The sequence below is a fragment of the Streptomyces sp. NPDC008121 genome (assembly GCF_042957155.1).
Classification (GTDB): Bacteria; Actinomycetota; Actinomycetes; order Streptomycetales; family Streptomycetaceae; genus Streptomyces.
Window position 1 is genome coordinate 400,746 of record NZ_JBIBHT010000007.1, and the last position, 15,843, is coordinate 416,588.

The following is a 15,843-nucleotide window of genomic DNA, read 5'->3' on the forward strand; positions in this document are numbered from 1 at the left end:
ACAACGCGGTTAGCGATCGTTAACCTGAAGGACATACGTTAACGCTCATTAACCGAGCAAGGGAGCTCAGTCGATGCAGCAGGCACCTGTGCTGACGAGCGCGGCGGACCCCGCCTCGCCGGCCTGGCAGGCCAACGAGGCAGCCCACCACGAGCTGGCCGCGACCCTGCGCGCCAAGCTCGCGGCGGCCGCGCTCGGCGGCGGCGAGAAGGCCCGCGCCCGGCACACCGCGCGCGGCAAGCTGCTGCCGCGGGACCGGGTGGACACGCTTCTGGACCCGGGCTCGCCCTTCCTGGAGCTGGCCCCGCTGGCCGCGACCGGCATGTACGGCGACCAGGCACCGGCCGCCGGAGTCATCGCCGGCATCGGCCGGGTCTCCGGCCGCGAGGTCGTGATCGTCGCCAACGACGCCACCGTCAAGGGCGGCACGTACTACCCGATGACGGTGAAGAAGCACCTGCGGGCCCAGGAGGTGGCGCTGGAGAATCGTCTCCCCTGCCTCTACCTCGTGGACTCGGGCGGCGCCTTCCTGCCGCTCCAGGACGAGGTCTTCCCCGACCGGGAGCACTTCGGCCGGATCTTCTACAACCAGGCCCGGATGTCCGGCGCCGGCATCCCGCAGATCGCGGCGGTCCTCGGCTCCTGCACGGCCGGCGGCGCGTACGTCCCCGCGATGAGCGACGAGGCCGTGATCGTCCGCAACCAGGGCACGATCTTCCTCGGCGGGCCGCCGCTGGTGAAGGCCGCGACCGGCGAGGTCGTCACGGCCGAGGAACTGGGCGGCGGCGAGGTCCACTCCCGTACGTCCGGGGTCACCGACCACCTCGCCGAGGACGACGCCCACGCCCTGCGGATCGTCCGCAACATCGTGGCGACGCTCCCCGAGCGCGGCCCGCTGCCCTGGTCGGTCGAGCCGGTCGTCGAGCCGAAGGTCGACCCGGCCGGGCTGTACGGCGCGGTGCCGGTGGACTCCCGTACGCCCTACGACGCCCGCGAGATCATCGCCCGGATCGTCGACGGCTCGCGCTTCCAGGAGTTCAAGTCGGAGTACGGCCAGACGCTCGTCACCGGCTTCGCCCGGATCCACGGCCACCCGGTGGGCATCGTCGCCAACAACGGCATCCTGTTCTCCGAATCCGCCCAGAAGGGCGCCCACTTCATCGAGCTGTGCGACCAGCGCGGCATCCCGCTGCTCTTCCTGCAGAACATCTCCGGCTTCATGGTCGGCCGGGACTACGAAGCGGGCGGCATCGCCAAGCACGGCGCCAAGATGGTCACGGCCGTCGCGTGCACCCGGGTGCCGAAGCTGACCGTCGTCGTCGGCGGCTCGTACGGCGCGGGCAACTACTCCATGTGCGGACGGGCCTACTCCCCCCGCTTCCTCTGGATGTGGCCCAACGCCAAGATCTCGGTCATGGGCGGCGAGCAGGCCGCGTCCGTCCTCGCGACGGTCAAGCGGGACCAGCTCGGCGACGGATGGAGCGCCGAGGAGGAGGACGCCTTCAAGGCGCCGATCCGCGAGCAGTACGAGACCCAGGGCAACGCCTACTACGCCACCGCCCGGCTCTGGGACGACGGGGTCATCGACCCGATGGAGACCCGGCAGGCCGTCGGCCTCGCGCTCACCGCCTGTGCCAACGCCCCCCTGACCGAACCCGCCTTCGGCGTCTTCCGGATGTGAGTGACAGATGACCATGTTCGACACAGTCCTCGTCGCCAACCGCGGCGAGATCGCCGTCCGCGTCATCCGTACCCTGCGGGCGATGGGGGTCCGCTCGGTCGCCGTTCACAGCGACGCGGACGCCGACGCCCGGCACGTACGGGAGGCCGACACGGCGGTTCGGCTCGGCCCCGCCCCCGCCGCCGAGTCCTACCTCTCCGCCGAGCGGCTGATCGAGGCCGCCCGCCGCACCGGCGCGCAGGCGGTCCACCCGGGGTACGGATTCCTCGCCGAGAACGCCGGGTTCGCGCAGGCCTGCGCCGAGGCCGGACTCGTCTTCATCGGCCCGCCGGCCACGGCGATCTCGCTCATGGGCGACAAGATCCGGGCCAAGGAGACCGTGAAGGCGGCCGGCGTCCCCGTCGTACCGGGCGCCGCCGACCCCGAACTGGAGGCCGCCGCCCGCGAACTGGGCGCCCCGGTCCTGCTGAAGCCCTCGGCGGGCGGCGGCGGCAAGGGCATGCGCCTGGTGCGCGACCTGTCGGTGCTCACCGACGAGATCGCCGCCGCCCGGCGCGAGGCCCGGTCCTCCTTCGGCGACGACACCCTGCTGGTGGAGCGGTGGATCGACCGCCCGCGGCACATCGAGATCCAGGTCCTGGCCGACGCGCACGGCAACGTCGTCCACCTCGGGGAGCGCGAGTGCTCCCTCCAGCGCCGCCACCAGAAGATCATCGAAGAGGCGCCGAGCGTCCTGCTGACCCCGGAGATCCGCGCGGAGATGGGCGCGGCGGCGGTCGAGGCGGCCCGGTCCTGCGGCTACGTCGGCGCGGGCACGGTCGAGTTCATCGTCCCGGGCGTGGACCCCTCCTCGTACTACTTCATGGAGATGAACACCCGGCTCCAGGTTGAGCACCCGGTGACCGAGCTGATCACCGGGATCGACCTGGTGGAGTGGCAGCTGCGGGTCGCGGCCGGCGAGAAGCTGGGCTTCGGCCAGGAGGACGTCCGCCTCGACGGCTGGGCGATCGAGGCCCGGATCTGCGCGGAGGACCCGTCCCGCGGCTTCCTCCCGTCCGGCGGAACGGTTCTCTCCCTGCACGAGCCCCAGGGCGGAGGGGTCCGCACCGACTCCGGGCTCAGCGAGGGCACGGAGGTCGGCAGCCTCTACGACCCGATGCTCTCCAAGGTGATCGTCCACGCCCCCGACCGCGCCACCGCCCTGCGCCGCCTGCGCGCGGCCCTCGCCGACACCGTCACCCTCGGCGTCCCCACCAACGCGGGCTTCCTGCGCCGGCTGCTGGCCCACCCCTCGGTGGTGAGCGGCGACCTGGACACCGGGCTCGTCGAGCGGGACGCGGAGAGCCTGGTCGACAAGGGCGTACCCGACGAGGTCTACGCCGCGGCCGCCGCCGTACGGCTCACCGCGCTCACCCCCGCCCCCGCGGCCGGCTGGACCGACCCGTTCTCCGTGCCGAACGGCTGGCGCATCGGCGGCCGGCCGGCCCCCCTGGACTTCCCGTTCCGCGTGTCGGGCCTCGAACCCGTCACGGCGCAGGCGCCCGCAGGGGCCAAGGTCACCGCCGACTCGGTCACCGTCCACCTCGACGGCCTCACCCATCACTTCCGCCTCGCCTCCTCCCCGGAGGGGGTCTGGCTGGGCCGCGACGGGGACTCCTGGCACGTCCTCGATCACGATCCCGTCGCCGCCGCGCTCTCCGGAGCCCGCCACGGAGGCGCCGACACCCTCGCCGCCCCCATGCCCGGGACCGTGACCGTCGTGAAGGTGACCGTCGGGGAGGAGGTCGAGGCCGGGCAGAGCCTCCTCGTCGTCGAGGCGATGAAGATGGAGCACGTCATCTCCGCCCCGCACGCCGGCACCGTCACCGAACTGGACGTCACACCCGGCACCACCGTCGCCATGGACCAGATCCTCGCCGTGGTGACCCCGAGGGAGGAATCATGACCACGGGCCTGCCCATGACGGTGCCCGCCGCCGGGCTCCCCGCCCGCGTCCGCATCCACGAGGTCGGGGCCCGCGACGGGCTGCAGAACGAGAAGACCGTCGTCCCGACCGCCGTCAAGGCCGAGTTCGTGCGCCGTCTCGCCGGGGCCGGGCTCTCCACGGTCGAGGCCACCAGCTTCGTCCACCCCCGGTGGGTGCCCCAGCTGGCCGACGCCGAGGAGCTGTTCCCGCTGCTGCGGGGCCTGCCGGCGCGCCTGCCCGTGCTCGTCCCCAACGAGCGCGGTCTCGACCGCGCCCTCGCCCTCGGCGCGCGGGAGATCGCGGTCTTCGCCTCCGCCACCGAGTCCTTCGCCAAGGCCAACCTCAACCGGACCGTCGACGAGGCGCTGGCCATGTTCGCGCCGACCGTCACGCGGGCCATAGAGCAGGGCCTGAAGGTGCGCGGCTATCTCTCCATGTGCTTCGGCGACCCGTGGGAGGGCCCGGTCCCGGTCGAGCAGGTCGTCCGGGTCACCAAGGCGCTGGCCGAGATGGGCTGCGACGAGCTGAGCCTCGGCGACACCATCGGCGTCGCCACCCCGGGGCACGTCCAGGCGCTGCTGACGGCGCTGAACGAAGCCGGCGTCCCCACCTCCCGGATCGCCGTGCACTTCCACGACACCTACGGCCAGGCGCTGTCCAACACCCTCGCCGCGCTCCGGCACGGTGTCACCACCGTCGACGCCTCCGCCGGCGGCCTCGGCGGCTGCCCGTACGCCAAGAGCGCCACCGGCAACCTCGCCACCGAGGACCTCGTGTGGATGCTCGACGGCCTCGGCATCGAGACCGGGGTCGACCTCGCCGCCCTCACCGCCACGAGCGTGTGGATGGCCGAACAACTGGGCCGACCGAGCCCTTCCCGTACCGTCCGCGCCCTCTCCCACAAGGAGTGACGAAACCCATGTCCCTCGACCACCGGCTCTCCGAAGAGCACGAGGAACTCCGCCGCACCGTCGAGGAGTTCGCCCACGACGTCGTCGCCCCCAAGATCGGGGACTACTACGAGCGGCACGAGTTCCCGTACGAGATCGTCCGCGAGATGGGGCGCATGGGCCTGTTCGGCCTGCCCTTCCCCGAGGAGTACGGCGGCATGGGCGGCGACTACCTCGCCCTCGGCATCGCCCTCGAGGAGCTGGCCCGGGTCGACTCCTCCGTCGCCATCACCCTGGAGGCGGGCGTCTCGCTGGGCGCGATGCCCGTCTACCGCTTCGGCACCGCGGAGCAGAAGCGGGAGTGGCTGCCCCGCATGTGCTCGGGCGAGATCCTGGGCGCCTTCGGGCTGACCGAGCCCGGCGCGGGCTCGGACGCCGGCGGCACCCGCACGACGGCCGTCCGTGACGGCGACGAGTGGGTGATCAACGGCTCGAAGTGCTTCATCACCAACTCCGGTACGGACATCACGGGCCTGGTCACCGTCACCGCCGTGACCGGCCGCAAGGCGGACGGCCGGCCGCTGATCTCCTCGATCATCGTGCCGTCGGGCACCCCCGGCTTCACCGTCGCCGCCCCGTACTCCAAGGTCGGCTGGAACGCCTCGGACACCCGTGAGCTGTCCTTCGACGACGTCCGCGTGCCCGTCGCGAACCTGCTCGGCGAGGAGGGCCGGGGGTACGCGCAGTTCCTCCGCATCCTCGACGAGGGCCGGATCGCGATCTCGGCCCTCGCGACCGGCCTCGCCCAGGGCTGCGTCGACGAGTCGGTGAAGTACGCCAAGGAGCGCCACGCGTTCGGGCGGGCGATCGGCGACAACCAGGCGGTCCAGTTCAAGATCGCGGACATGGAGATGCGGGCGCACATGGCCCGGGTCGGCTGGCGCGACGCGGCCTCCCGGCTGGTGCTCGGCGAGCCGTTCAAGAAGGAGGCGGCGCTGGCGAAGCTGTACTCCTCGACGGTGGCGGTGGACAACGCCCGCGAGGCGACCCAGATCCACGGCGGCTACGGCTTCATGAACGAGTACCCGGTGGCCCGCATGTGGCGCGACTCCAAGATCCTGGAGATCGGCGAGGGCACGAGCGAGGTCCAGCGGATGCTGATCGCCCGGGAGCTGGGCTTCACGGCCTGAACCGAGGGGTGTCGACGTCGCGGGCCGGGACCTGGTGGTCCCGGCCCGCCGCTCGTCGCCGGTGGTGGCGGGCCGGGTCATCCGGTCGAGCAGCCAGGAGCGGACGCCGCCGAGCGCCGACGCGGCCAGGGCCGTCGGGTGGAGGGTGAAACCGTGCGCGGCGTAATCCTGCACCCCCCGGCACCGCGCACAGAAGGTTAGGCTAACCTTCCCTCGATCGACGCTGGTCGGCCCCCGGCCGGCCCCGCCCGCACGCACCGAAAGCGACTCCGCCATGCCCAGCAACGCCCGAGCCTCCCATCCGACCCGTCGCGGCCTCCTCGCCGCGGGCGGCGCCCTCGGGCTCGGCGCCGCGCTCGCCGCCTGCGGCGGCGAGAAGGCCGGAAGCGGTGCTGCCGCGAACACCTCGGACAAGACCGGCCCCTGGAAGTTCACCGACGACCGGGGCACGGCCGTCCAGGCGAAGTCCACGCCGAAGAACATCGTCGCCTTCACCGGCATGGCCGCCGCCCTGAAGGACTTCGGCATCGAGGTCAAGGGCGTCTTCGGCCCGACCTACGTCGAGGACCCGAAGACCAAGGCCCGGAAGCCGGACGTCCAGGCCGGCGACCTCGACATCGCCAAGGTGAAGGTGATCGGCAACGTCTGGGGCGAGTTCAGGATCGAGGAGTACCTCAAGCTCGCCCCGGACCTCCTCATCACGGACATGTGGGAGAAGAACGACCTCTGGTACGTCCCGGCCGAGCAGAAGGACAAGATCCTCAAGATCGCCCCGAGCGTCGCCCTCTGGGCCGCCGACAGGTCGATGCCGGCCGTCCTCCAGCGCCACGCCGACCTCGCCGCCTCGCTGGGCGCCGATGTGAAGACCCGGCAGATCCTCGCGGACAAGGCCCGCTTCGAGGCCGCCGCCGAGCGGGTCCGCCGGGCCGCCAAGGGCAAGAAGGACATCAAGGTCCTCATCGGCTCCGGCTCCCCGGACCTCTTCTACGTCTCCACCCCGGTCCGGCCGACCGACACGCTCTACTTCAAGGAGCTTGGCGTCAACCTGGTCACCCCCGACAAGCTCGACCAGGGCGGCTGGTTCGAGGGTCTGAGCTGGGAGAACGTCGGGAAGTACCAGGCCGACGTCATCATGCTCGACAACCGGACCTCGGCCCTCCAGCCCGAGGCCCTGAAGTCCAAGCCGACCTGGGCCGCGCTGCCCGCCGTCAAGGCCGGGCAGGTCGTCCCGCGCGTCACCGAGCCGGTCTACTCCTACGCCAAGTGCGCCCCGCTCCTGGAGGACCTGGCCAAGGTCCTGGAGAACGCGAAGAAGGTGTCCTGACCCGATGACGAGCGCCGCGGCCGCCCCGTTCCGGTTCTTCTCCCTCCGGGTCGACCGGACGAGACGGCTGGGCCCGTCGCTGGTCCGGATCACCTTCGCCGGCCCGGAGCCGGCCGCCTTCGCCTCCGGCGGACGCGACCAGTCGCTCTCGCTCTTCCTCCCGCACCCCGGCCAGGACGCGCCGGTCCTGCCCCCGCTGGACGACCCGGACATCTACGCGGTCCTGGGCGCCTGGCGGGCGATGCCGCACGACGAGCGGGCGGTGATGCGCTCGTACACCGTGCGGGAGCAGCGGACCGGCCCCGACGAGGTCGACATCGACTTCGCGCTGCACGAGGACGGCGGCCCGGCCTGCCGCTGGGCCGGGCGGGCGAAGCCCGGGGACCGGGTGGTCGTGCTCGGTCCGGCGGTCGCCGAGAACACCGCCGTCCGCTTCCAGCCGCCCGCGGACACCGACTCCGTGGTGATCTGGGCGGACGAGACGGCCCTGCCGGCCGCCTCCGCGATCCTGGAGTGGCTGCCGGCCGGGACCAGGGCGCGGGTCTTCCTCTCGGTGCCGTACTCCGGCGACCGTGCGGAGCTCGTGACGGATGCCGACGCCACCGTCACCTGGCTGGTGCGCGAGGAGGGCGCCCCGTCCGCCGTGGACGCGGTGCGCGGCGCCGAGCTGCCGGGGGCGGCTCCGTACGTCTGGCTCGCGGGCGAGTCGGGCTCCGTGAAGGAGCTGCGCCGGCATTTCGTACGGGACCGGGGGCTGGACCGCGGGCACGTGACGTTCGTCGGCTACTGGCGCCGGGGGCTGTCCGAGGACGCCCTGCGGGAGGCCCCGGCCGACGAGGCGTAGGGCGGGCTGCGGCCGGCGCGCCCGGCACGCTTCCGCCCGAAGGACCGGCCGGCGTCCGGGGGTTTACGGTCCCCCCGGACGCCGGCTCCTTGCGTGGGCTCCCGGCTCGCCCCTAGGGCGCGTCCCAAGGCACCTGGGGCGAGCGGTAGTAGTCGATCCCGAGGGCCTCGAAGCGCGGTCCCTGGGCCGCCAGGCGCACCTTGTAGGTCTCCCAGTCGTGCGTCGCCGCCGGGGACCAGCCCAGTTCGGCCACGCCCGGCAGGCGCGGGAAGGCCATCTGGTCGATGTGGGCGCTCTCGGAGAGGGTCTCCGTCCACAGGGGCGCCTCGACGCCCTGCACCGCGGTCGCCGGCGCGCCGGGGAGGTAGGCGGCGGGGTCCCAGTCGTAGGAGCGGCGCACCTCGACGTAGCCGGCCCAGGCCAGGCCGAGCTTGGTGTCCTTGGTGTACTTCATGTCGAGGTAGGCCCGGTCGGCGGGCGACAGGATCAGTCCCGTGCCGTTCCGCGCGGCCGCGGCGACCTGCGCCTTCTCGGCGTCCGAGGTCCGGTCGAGGCCCCAGTACTGCGCGAGGGCGCCCTTCGCGGGGGTGGCACCGGTCAGTTGGTGCCAGCCGACGACGGTCTTGCCGTACTTCGCGACGATCGGCTGGACCTTGTCCATGAAGGCGACGTAGTCCTCGTGCGGGGTGGAGTGCGCCTCGTCGCCGCCGATGTGGAGGTACTTCCCGGGGGTCAGGGCGGCCAGCTCCCGGATGACGTCGTCGACGAAGTCGTACGTGACGGGCTTCGGGACGCAGAGCGAGCTGAAGCCGACCTCGGTGCCGGTGTAGAGCGGCGGGGCGACGCCGTCGCAGTTCAGCTCGGCGTAGGAGGCGAGGGCGGCGTTGGTGTGTCCGGGCAGGTCGATCTCGGGGACGACCTCCTGGTAACGGGAGGCGGCGTAGCGGACGATCTCCTTGTAGTCGTCCTTGGTGTAGTGGCCGCCGGGGCCGCCGCCGACCTCGGTGGAGCCGCCGTACGTGGCGAGCCGGGGCCAGGAGTCGATGGCGATGCGCCAGCCCTGGTCGTCGGAGAGGTGCAGGTGCAGCTTGTTGACCTTGTAGAGGGCGAGCTGGTCGATGTAGCGCTTGACCTCGTCGACGGTGAAGAAGTGACGGGAGACGTCGAGCATCGCGCCGCGGTAGGCGTAGCGCGGGGTGTCGGTGATGGTGCCGCCGGCGACCTTCCAGGGGCCGGGCTGGACGGTCCTGCGTTCGACGGCGGCGGGGAGCTGCTGCCGGAGGGTCTGGACCCCGCGGAAGAGGCCGGCGGGGCGTCGGGCGGTGAGCGTGATGCCGTCGCGGCCGGAGCGCAGGCGGTAGCCCTCGTCGCCGAGCGCCCGGTCGCCGGGGCTGAGGCGCAGCAGGATGCCGCCGCGCGCCCGGTGTTCGTCGACGACGGGCAGGGGGAGGCCGGTGGAGGGGCGGAGCACTCCGGCGAGGTAGTCGCCGACGGCGCGCGTGGCGCGGGAGTCGCCGGCGTGGCCGTCGACCCGGATGCGGGTGGCGGCGGTGAGGGCGTACGGGTGTCCGCCGGGGGTGACGGAGGCGGGGGCGGGCACGATCTGACCCAGCGGGCGGGGATCGGCCCCGGCGGGCCCGGCCGGGGCGGGGGCGGCCGCGACGCAGGAGAGGCCGGCGGCGGCGGCGATCAGCAGGGCACCGAGCACACGGGGGAACGTTCTGCGCTGTCTCACAGGGAGGGTCCCTTTCGACGGGCTTCACGACGGTGGAATGCGTATCCGATCGGTCACCATGCGTACCGTCCACCTCAGGCGCGGTCAAGGTGTAGACCAATTTCGCCGCCGAAAGCCTCGATCATGAGCCCTCCTGCCCGATTCCGGGCAGGTTTCTTGCAAACCGAGGCCCGGACCCTTCAGTATTCACGGGTGCTCGATCGCCGCCCGTCACACGACGACCTCATCGACCACCTGGTGCGCAGCACCGCGCTCCAGCGCGGCGAGGCGGCCCGGGTGATCCTCGACGTGCTGGCGTACTTCGACGAGTCGACCGAGGACTTCGTCCGCCGCCGCCACCGCGAACTCCAGTCCGGCGGCGCGGTGAACGCGGAGATCTTCGAGCGCATCGCGGCCGAACTGCCGCACCGCGCCGTGGCGCCCCCGGAGCTCTCGCTCCGGCAACTGCGCCGCATCGTCTACGGCTGAGCACACCCACTGACTCGGAGGGCTGAAACCTTTATGTGCGGAATCGTCGGTTACATCGGAAAGCGTGACGTGGCCCCGCTGCTCCTCGAAGGACTGCAGCGGCTGGAGTACCGGGGGTACGACTCCGCCGGCATCGTCATCAGCAGCCCGAAGGCCAGCGGCCTGAAGATGGTCAAGGCCAAGGGGCGGGTCCGGGACCTGGAGGCCCGCGTCCCCAAGCGCTTCACCGGCACCACCGGCATCGCCCACACCCGCTGGGCCACCCACGGCGCGCCCAGCGACATCAACTCGCACCCGCACCTGGACCCCGAGAACAAGGTCGCCGTCGTCCACAACGGCATCGTCGACAACGCCTCCGAGCTGCGCGCCAAGCTGGTCGCCGACGGCGTCGTCTTCGCCTCCGAGACCGACACCGAGGTCATCACCCACCTCATCGCCCGCTCCCAGGCCACCACCCTGGAGGAGAAGGTCCGCGAGGCCCTCAAGGTCATCGAGGGCACGTACGGCATCGCCGTCATGCACGCCGACTTCGGCGACCGCATCGTGGTGGCCCGCAACGGCTCCCCCGTCGTCCTCGGCATCGGCGAGAAGGAGATGTTCGTCGCCTCCGACGTCGCCGCCCTGATCGCCCACACCCGCCAGGTCGTCACCCTCGACGACGGCGAGATGGCCACCCTCAAGGCCGACGACTTCCGCACGTACACCACCTCCGGCGCGACCACCACCGCCACCCCGGAGACCGTGGAGTGGGAGGCCGCCTCCTACGACATGGGCGGCCACGACACGTACATGCACAAGGAGATCTCCGAGCAGCCCGACGCGGTCGACCGCGTGCTGCGCGGCCGGATCGACGACCGCTTCTCCACCGTCCACCTCGGCGGGCTCAACCTCGACGCCCGCGAGGCCCGCACCATCCGCCGCATCAAGATCCTCGGCTGCGGCACCTCGTACCACGCCGGCCTCATCGGCGCCGGGCTCATCGAGTCCATGGCCCGCATCCCCGCCGACGCCGAGCCGGCCTCGGAGTTCCGCTACCGCAACCCGGTCGTGGACCCCGACACCCTCTACATCGCCGTCTCCCAGTCCGGTGAGACCTACGACGTCCTCGCGGCCGTCCAGGAGCTCAAGCGGAAGGGCGCCCGCGTCCTCGGCGTCGTCAACGTCGTCGGCTCGGCCATCGCCCGCGAGGCGGACGGCGGCGTGTACGTCCACGCCGGCCCGGAGGTCTGCGTCGTCTCCACCAAGTGCTTCACCAACACCGTCGTCGCCTTCGCGCTGCTCGCCCTGCACCTGGGCCGCATCCGCGACCTGTCGGTGACCGACGGCAAGCGGATCATCGAGGGCCTGCGCAAGCTCCCCGAGCAGATCAGCGAGATCCTCACCTCCGAGGACAAGATCAAGAAGCTGGCCGAGGAGTACGCCGGCGCCCAGTCGATGATGTTCATCGGCCGCGTCCGGGGCTACCCCGTCGCCCTCGAGGCCTCCCTGAAGCTCAAGGAGATCTCCTACATCCACGCCGAGGCGTACCCGGCCTCCGAGCTGAAGCACGGCCCGCTCGCGCTCATCGAGCCGGCCCTGCCGACGGTCGCGATCGTCCCCGACGACGACCTGCTGGAGAAGAACCGCGCCGCCCTGGAGGAGATCAAGGCGCGCAGCGGCCGCATCCTCGCCGTCGCGCACCAGCCGCAGGAGAAGGCCGACCACACCATCGTCGTACCGAAGAACGAGGACGAGCTGGACCCGATCCTCATGGGCATCCCGCTCCAGCTCTTCGCGTACCACACCGCCCTCGCCATGGGCCGCGACATCGACAAGCCGCGCAACCTGGCCAAGTCCGTCACGGTCGAGTAGCCCCCTCCGGGCCTGTCCCCCGGAGACTCGACCACGGCCGGGAAAGCCCGTCCGCCCCCTTCCGGCCTGTCCCCGGAAGGGCGGACGCCCGGCCGGACACAGAAGCGGTCCCCGTGCCCGGCACGGGGACCGCTTCGTTCCGCCTCCCGGATCGGTTCGCCGCCGGGGCGCCGTACGCGGCGGTCGACAGCCGCGCGCCCCTTCGGCTCACCGTCCGCGCGCACGCCGTCCGCGTCAGCTCGCGGCCGGGGCCTCCCGGCGGGAGGCGCGGCCGAGGGAGGTCGGCCAGTGGGCGACCGCCGCCGTCGCGCCGTACCAGGCCGCGAGGCCCGCCACCGCGGCGACCCAGCCGCCCGCCTTCCCCAGACCGCCGTTGCCGGCCAGGGCGCCGATGCCGAGCAGCAGCAGCGCCACGCACAGCAGCCCGTACACCCCCTGCCCGAGCAGACCCGTGCCCGAGGCCGCCATCGTCAGCGTGAGCGCGAGCAGCGCCCACAGCAGCAGGAACAGCCCGGTCGCCTCGGCCGAGGCGCTGCCGCCCGCCGCGGTGCCCCAGGTGAACCAGAAGGCGCCGAGCGCCGAGAAGGCCGTGCCGTCACGGCCGTCGCCCGCCCGCAGGGCGAGCAGGCCGGCGAGGAACAGTGCCACCCCGCCGACCCAGGTGGCGAGCGCGGCGGCGTCGGACGCGGCGACGTTGTCGATCACACCGGTGCCGCCTATGCCGAAGGCCAGCAGGGTGAGTCCGAGTGCGAGTCGGCCGAGTGTGGAGGCGGTGTTTCCCGCGGCGACTTCATTGTCCACGGCGGGCTCCCTTCAGATGCGCAGTTGTGCTGCTTGGGCCACTTTGTTCCGGTGACCTTTATCTACCCTTCACAAGCGCACAATTCACCTGAGGATGGCCGAATTTCTCTGCTCATCACGGGAGTTGGGAAGAGAGCGGGGGAAGCGCCGGAGGCGGGGGCGGCTACGGGATGACGATGACGGGCCGCTGCGCGCGTCGCGCGAGCCGGCCGGCGACGGAGCCGAAGATCCGTCCGACGATGCCGTGGGTGGAGCCGACCACGATCGCGTCGGCCGCGTACTCCCGGCCGACCTCCTCCAGCTCGTGGCAGATGTCGCCGCCGCGCTCGACGAGGATCCAGGGGACCTCGGCGAGATACTCCGCGCAGGCCAGCTCCAGGCCGAGCACCTCGGTGCGGTGGTCCGGCACGTCGACGAAGACCGGGGGCTCGCAACCGGCCCAGACCGTGGTCGGCAGCCGGTTGGCCACGTGCACGATGATCAGGCCGGAGCCGGAACGGCAGGCCATGCCGATGGCGTACGCCAAGGCTCGCTCGCTGGAGGTCGAGCCGTCGAAACCGACGACCACTCCGTGCCGGAAAGCCGGATCACAGGAGTGACGTGGTTGTTCCACCGCCAGGGGGTCGACCGTGGAATCGGCGACGCGCTTGCGGTCCGCGGGTTCGGGGATTTCGTGACCGGCCATCGGTGTCTCGACGAAGAAGATCCTTCTGGGAAGGGACAGAACGGCTGCTGGCGGCGGAGCTGTGTCCGGGAATCATCTTCCCTGGCCCATACCCCCAAGGGTACGGCGACACTCCTCTCCTGCCCAGAGCCCGCCGAGCGGCGTGCGGCGAACGCACGGCGTCCCAGGGAGCATGCCCGAGCCTGCCCCTCTCTGGCAATGCCCGTTGTGTCCTACAGGTGTCCCCGCGGGGGGCCGGTGCGCGTACGGGGCCAAACGGACGCGCCGCGCAGTGACCGGAACGTTGTACTCCTCGTTGCCACTGGTCCAGCCCACCGTCGCAGGGAGACCGCCCGTGCCCGCACCATCGGCCGCCGCCGCCCAGACCTCCGCCCCCGTCCCGCCGCGCGGCCGCCGCCGCGCCGGGAGCCGGCCGTCGGCACCCACCCCCACGGCGACGGTGACGGTGACGGCTCCCGGCGGAAGCGTGAGCGGTACGGAGGGGGCGGCCGGACGGGCGGGCGGTTCCGGTGCCGGTGCCGGGGAGGGCGTCGGCGCGGGCGGCGGGCCCGGGGAATCGGCGGGCGACGTCGTCCGCTGGGCCGCCTTCTGCTGTGTGCTCGTCCCGGTCGTCCTCGTCGTCTACGGCACCTCCCTCGGCGGGGCCGCCGGAGCCGCCCTCGGCCTCGTCGCGGTGACGGCGGTCTGCCGGGTCCTGCTGCGCCGCTCCGAGCACGGACTGCGGACCGAGGCCGCCGGGAACCACGCCTGGTGCCCGCCCGGGGGCCGCCACCACCGTCAGGACTGACCCGACCTGACATACCCCCCGTAGAGCTGACAGGTTCGCACACCCACACCCGTATGATTTCAGCCAACTTCCCGATGTCGGCGAGTCCTTGCCCGAAGGGCCCCTCAACCCCGGTTCCACCAGGGCTGAAAGCCTCGCGACGAGCCCTCGCACCCTACGGGGACGGGCCATGCACGGACGGCGCACTTCCCTGCGCGGCCCGCGAGTGGAACGCTTCCTGATCGAATGCTTCGCGCCAAGTTGCCTTGTCGACAATGTGCCGGATGGAGAACTTGTCACGCCGGCGGCACGGAACGCAGTAGATTCGATCATGGGTATCGAAGACTGGGGTCTCGTGCAAAACCGAGGGGAAACGTGCAGGAGCGACAGGACCAGGGAGACGCGAACACCGAGGGGGGCTTAGCGTCATGAGCCAGGACTCCGCCGCACCGGAGGCCGCACGGAAGCTTTCCGGGCGCCGCCGTCGCGAAGTCGTCGCGGTGCTGCTGTTCAGCGGTGGCCCCATCTTCGAGAGCTCCATCCCGCTCTCCGTGTTCGGGATCGACCGGCAGGACGCCGGGGTGCCCCGCTACCGGCTGCTCGTCTGCGCCGGCGAAGAGGGCCCGCTGCGGACCACGGGCGGCCTCGAACTGACCGCGCCGTACGGCCTGGACGCGATCAGCCGGGCCGGCACCGTCGTCGTACCGGCCTGGCGGTCGATCACCTCGCCGCCACCGCCGGAAGCGCTCGAAGCGCTGCGCCGGGCACACGAGGAAGGCGCCAGGATCGTCGGGCTGTGCACGGGGGCGTTCGTCCTCGCCGCCGCCGGCCTCCTCGACGGCCGGCCCGCGACCACACACTGGATGTACGCGCCGACGCTCGCCAAGCGCTACCCCTCGGTCCACGTGGACCCGCGGGAGCTCTTCGTCGACGACGGGGACGTACTCACCTCGGCGGGCACCGCCGCCGGGATCGACCTCTGTCTGCACATCGTGCGGACCGACCACGGCGCGGAAGCCGCCGGCGCCCTGGCGCGCCGGCTGGTCGTCCCGCCGCGGCGCAGCGGCGGTCAGGAGCGCTATCTCGACAGGTCTTTACCCGAGGAGATCGGCGCCGACCCGCTCGCGGAGGTCGTCGCCTGGGCGCTGGAACACCTCCACGAACAGTTCGACGTGGAGACGCTCGCCGCCCGCGCGTACATGTCGCGGCGCACCTTCGACCGCCGGTTCCGCTCGCTGACGGGCTCCGCGCCGCTGCAGTGGCTGATCACCCAGCGGGTACTGCAGGCGCAGCGGCTCCTGGAGACCTCCGACTACTCCGTCGACGAGGTCGCCGGCAGGTGCGGCTTCCGGTCCCCGGTGGCGCTGCGCGGCCACTTCCGGCGCCAGCTCGGCTCCTCGCCGGCCGCCTACCGCGCCGCCTACCGGGCCCGCCGCCCGCAGGGCGAGACGACGACGGCCGTCATGGACCCGGTCGTGCCCCCACAGGTCGCCTCCGCGATGCGGCGCCCCGGGAGCCCGCTGGACCAGGGCAAACCGCACTCCGACGCGTACGCCTCCGGCCGGGCGGCGCTGCCGGGCCAGCGGAGCGCCCCGTAGACCGCGCGCCACAAGCCGCGCACCGCAAGACGACGGGCGCCCGG

General features: G+C 72.3%; 13 protein-coding genes. 10 read left to right on the top strand and 3 right to left on the bottom strand.

Annotation, left to right across the window (positions count from 1 at the left end; translation table 11 throughout):
• Positions 1-73: 73 nt before the first annotated feature.
• From ACFZBD_RS24400 to ACFZBD_RS24425, 6 genes are all read left to right on the top strand, one after another.
• Positions 74-1,681 carry a carboxyl transferase domain-containing protein gene (locus ACFZBD_RS24400; RefSeq protein WP_391143013.1) on the top strand — a complete coding sequence of 536 codons (1,608 nt, stop codon included), beginning with the start codon at positions 74-76 and terminating at the stop codon, positions 1,679-1,681.
• A 7-nt stretch (positions 1,682-1,688) separates the two neighbouring features.
• On the top strand, positions 1,689-3,626 hold the full coding sequence (locus ACFZBD_RS24405; RefSeq protein ID WP_391143016.1) for a biotin carboxylase N-terminal domain-containing protein: 1,938 nt from the start codon (positions 1,689-1,691) through the stop codon (positions 3,624-3,626).
• Entirely contained in the window at positions 3,623-4,558 is a 936-nt protein-coding gene (locus ACFZBD_RS24410; RefSeq protein WP_391143019.1) for a hydroxymethylglutaryl-CoA lyase, read from the top strand. Before ACFZBD_RS24405 ends, ACFZBD_RS24410 begins: the two co-directional genes overlap by 4 nt.
• 8 nt (positions 4,559-4,566) lie before the next feature.
• Positions 4,567-5,727 (top strand): acyl-CoA dehydrogenase family protein, encoded by a 1,161-nt coding sequence (locus tag ACFZBD_RS24415; RefSeq protein WP_391143022.1) that lies wholly within the window; start codon positions 4,567-4,569, stop codon positions 5,725-5,727.
• Between the two features lie 274 nt (positions 5,728-6,001).
• Entirely contained in the window at positions 6,002-7,051 is a 1,050-nt protein-coding gene (locus tag ACFZBD_RS24420; RefSeq protein ID WP_391143025.1) for an ABC transporter substrate-binding protein, read from the top strand.
• Positions 7,052-7,055: 4 nt separating this feature from the next.
• Positions 7,056-7,895, top strand: a complete 840-nt coding sequence (locus ACFZBD_RS24425; protein WP_391143028.1) for an SIP domain-containing protein — start codon at positions 7,056-7,058, stop codon at positions 7,893-7,895.
• Positions 7,896-8,007: 112 nt separating this feature from the next.
• Here the strand turns inward: ACFZBD_RS24425 and ACFZBD_RS24430 are convergent, their stop codons facing one another.
• The gene (locus ACFZBD_RS24430) at positions 8,008-9,630 is read right to left on the bottom strand and encodes a family 20 glycosylhydrolase (protein WP_391143031.1); all 1,623 of its coding nucleotides are present in this window, start codon (positions 9,628-9,630) and stop codon (positions 8,008-8,010) included.
• Between the two features lie 192 nt (positions 9,631-9,822).
• Between ACFZBD_RS24430 and ACFZBD_RS24435 the strand changes: the two genes are divergently transcribed.
• Positions 9,823-10,098 carry a hypothetical protein gene (locus ACFZBD_RS24435; protein WP_391143034.1) on the top strand — a complete coding sequence of 92 codons (276 nt, stop codon included), beginning with the start codon at positions 9,823-9,825 and terminating at the stop codon, positions 10,096-10,098.
• A 33-nt stretch (positions 10,099-10,131) separates the two neighbouring features.
• The gene (gene glmS, locus ACFZBD_RS24440) at positions 10,132-11,949 is read left to right on the top strand and encodes a glutamine--fructose-6-phosphate transaminase (isomerizing) (RefSeq protein ID WP_391143036.1); all 1,818 of its coding nucleotides are present in this window, start codon (positions 10,132-10,134) and stop codon (positions 11,947-11,949) included.
• Positions 11,950-12,183: 234 nt separating this feature from the next.
• Here the strand turns inward: glmS and ACFZBD_RS24445 are convergent, their stop codons facing one another.
• Both ACFZBD_RS24445 and ACFZBD_RS24450 read right to left on the bottom strand, forming a co-directional pair.
• The gene (locus tag ACFZBD_RS24445; protein WP_391143038.1) at positions 12,184-12,750 is read right to left on the bottom strand and encodes a GPR1/FUN34/YaaH family transporter; all 567 of its coding nucleotides are present in this window, start codon (positions 12,748-12,750) and stop codon (positions 12,184-12,186) included.
• Between the two features lie 163 nt (positions 12,751-12,913).
• Positions 12,914-13,435 carry a universal stress protein gene (locus tag ACFZBD_RS24450; protein WP_391143041.1) on the bottom strand — a complete coding sequence of 174 codons (522 nt, stop codon included), beginning with the start codon at positions 13,433-13,435 and terminating at the stop codon, positions 12,914-12,916.
• A 334-nt stretch (positions 13,436-13,769) separates the two neighbouring features.
• Between ACFZBD_RS24450 and ACFZBD_RS24455 the strand changes: the two genes are divergently transcribed.
• Positions 13,770-14,222 carry a hypothetical protein gene (locus tag ACFZBD_RS24455; protein ID WP_391143043.1) on the top strand — a complete coding sequence of 151 codons (453 nt, stop codon included), beginning with the start codon at positions 13,770-13,772 and terminating at the stop codon, positions 14,220-14,222.
• A gap of 407 nt (positions 14,223-14,629) precedes the next feature.
• A complete protein-coding gene (locus tag ACFZBD_RS24460) occupies positions 14,630-15,799 on the top strand; it encodes a helix-turn-helix domain-containing protein (protein WP_391143045.1) in 1,170 nt (389 codons plus the stop codon).
• The last annotated feature ends 44 nt before the right edge of the window (positions 15,800-15,843 follow it).

Bases quoted from the DNA above. Each gene is read 5' to 3' on its own strand.
- ACFZBD_RS24400 (WP_391143013.1), top strand. From the start codon at position 74: ATGCAGCAGGCACCTGTGCTGACGAGCGCGGCGGACCCCGCCTCGCCG.
- ACFZBD_RS24405 (WP_391143016.1), top strand. From the start codon at position 1,689: ATGACCATGTTCGACACAGTCCTCGTCGCCAACCGCGGCGAGATCGCC.
- ACFZBD_RS24410 (WP_391143019.1), top strand. From the start codon at position 3,623: ATGACCACGGGCCTGCCCATGACGGTGCCCGCCGCCGGGCTCCCCGCC.
- ACFZBD_RS24415 (WP_391143022.1), top strand. From the start codon at position 4,567: ATGTCCCTCGACCACCGGCTCTCCGAAGAGCACGAGGAACTCCGCCGC.
- ACFZBD_RS24420 (WP_391143025.1), top strand. From the start codon at position 6,002: ATGCCCAGCAACGCCCGAGCCTCCCATCCGACCCGTCGCGGCCTCCTC.
- ACFZBD_RS24425 (WP_391143028.1), top strand. From the start codon at position 7,056: ATGACGAGCGCCGCGGCCGCCCCGTTCCGGTTCTTCTCCCTCCGGGTC.
- glmS (WP_391143036.1), top strand. From the start codon at position 10,132: ATGTGCGGAATCGTCGGTTACATCGGAAAGCGTGACGTGGCCCCGCTG.
- ACFZBD_RS24450 (WP_391143041.1), bottom strand. From the start codon at position 13,435: ATGGCCGGTCACGAAATCCCCGAACCCGCGGACCGCAAGCGCGTCGCC.
- ACFZBD_RS24460 (WP_391143045.1), top strand. From the start codon at position 14,630: ATGAGCCAGGACTCCGCCGCACCGGAGGCCGCACGGAAGCTTTCCGGG.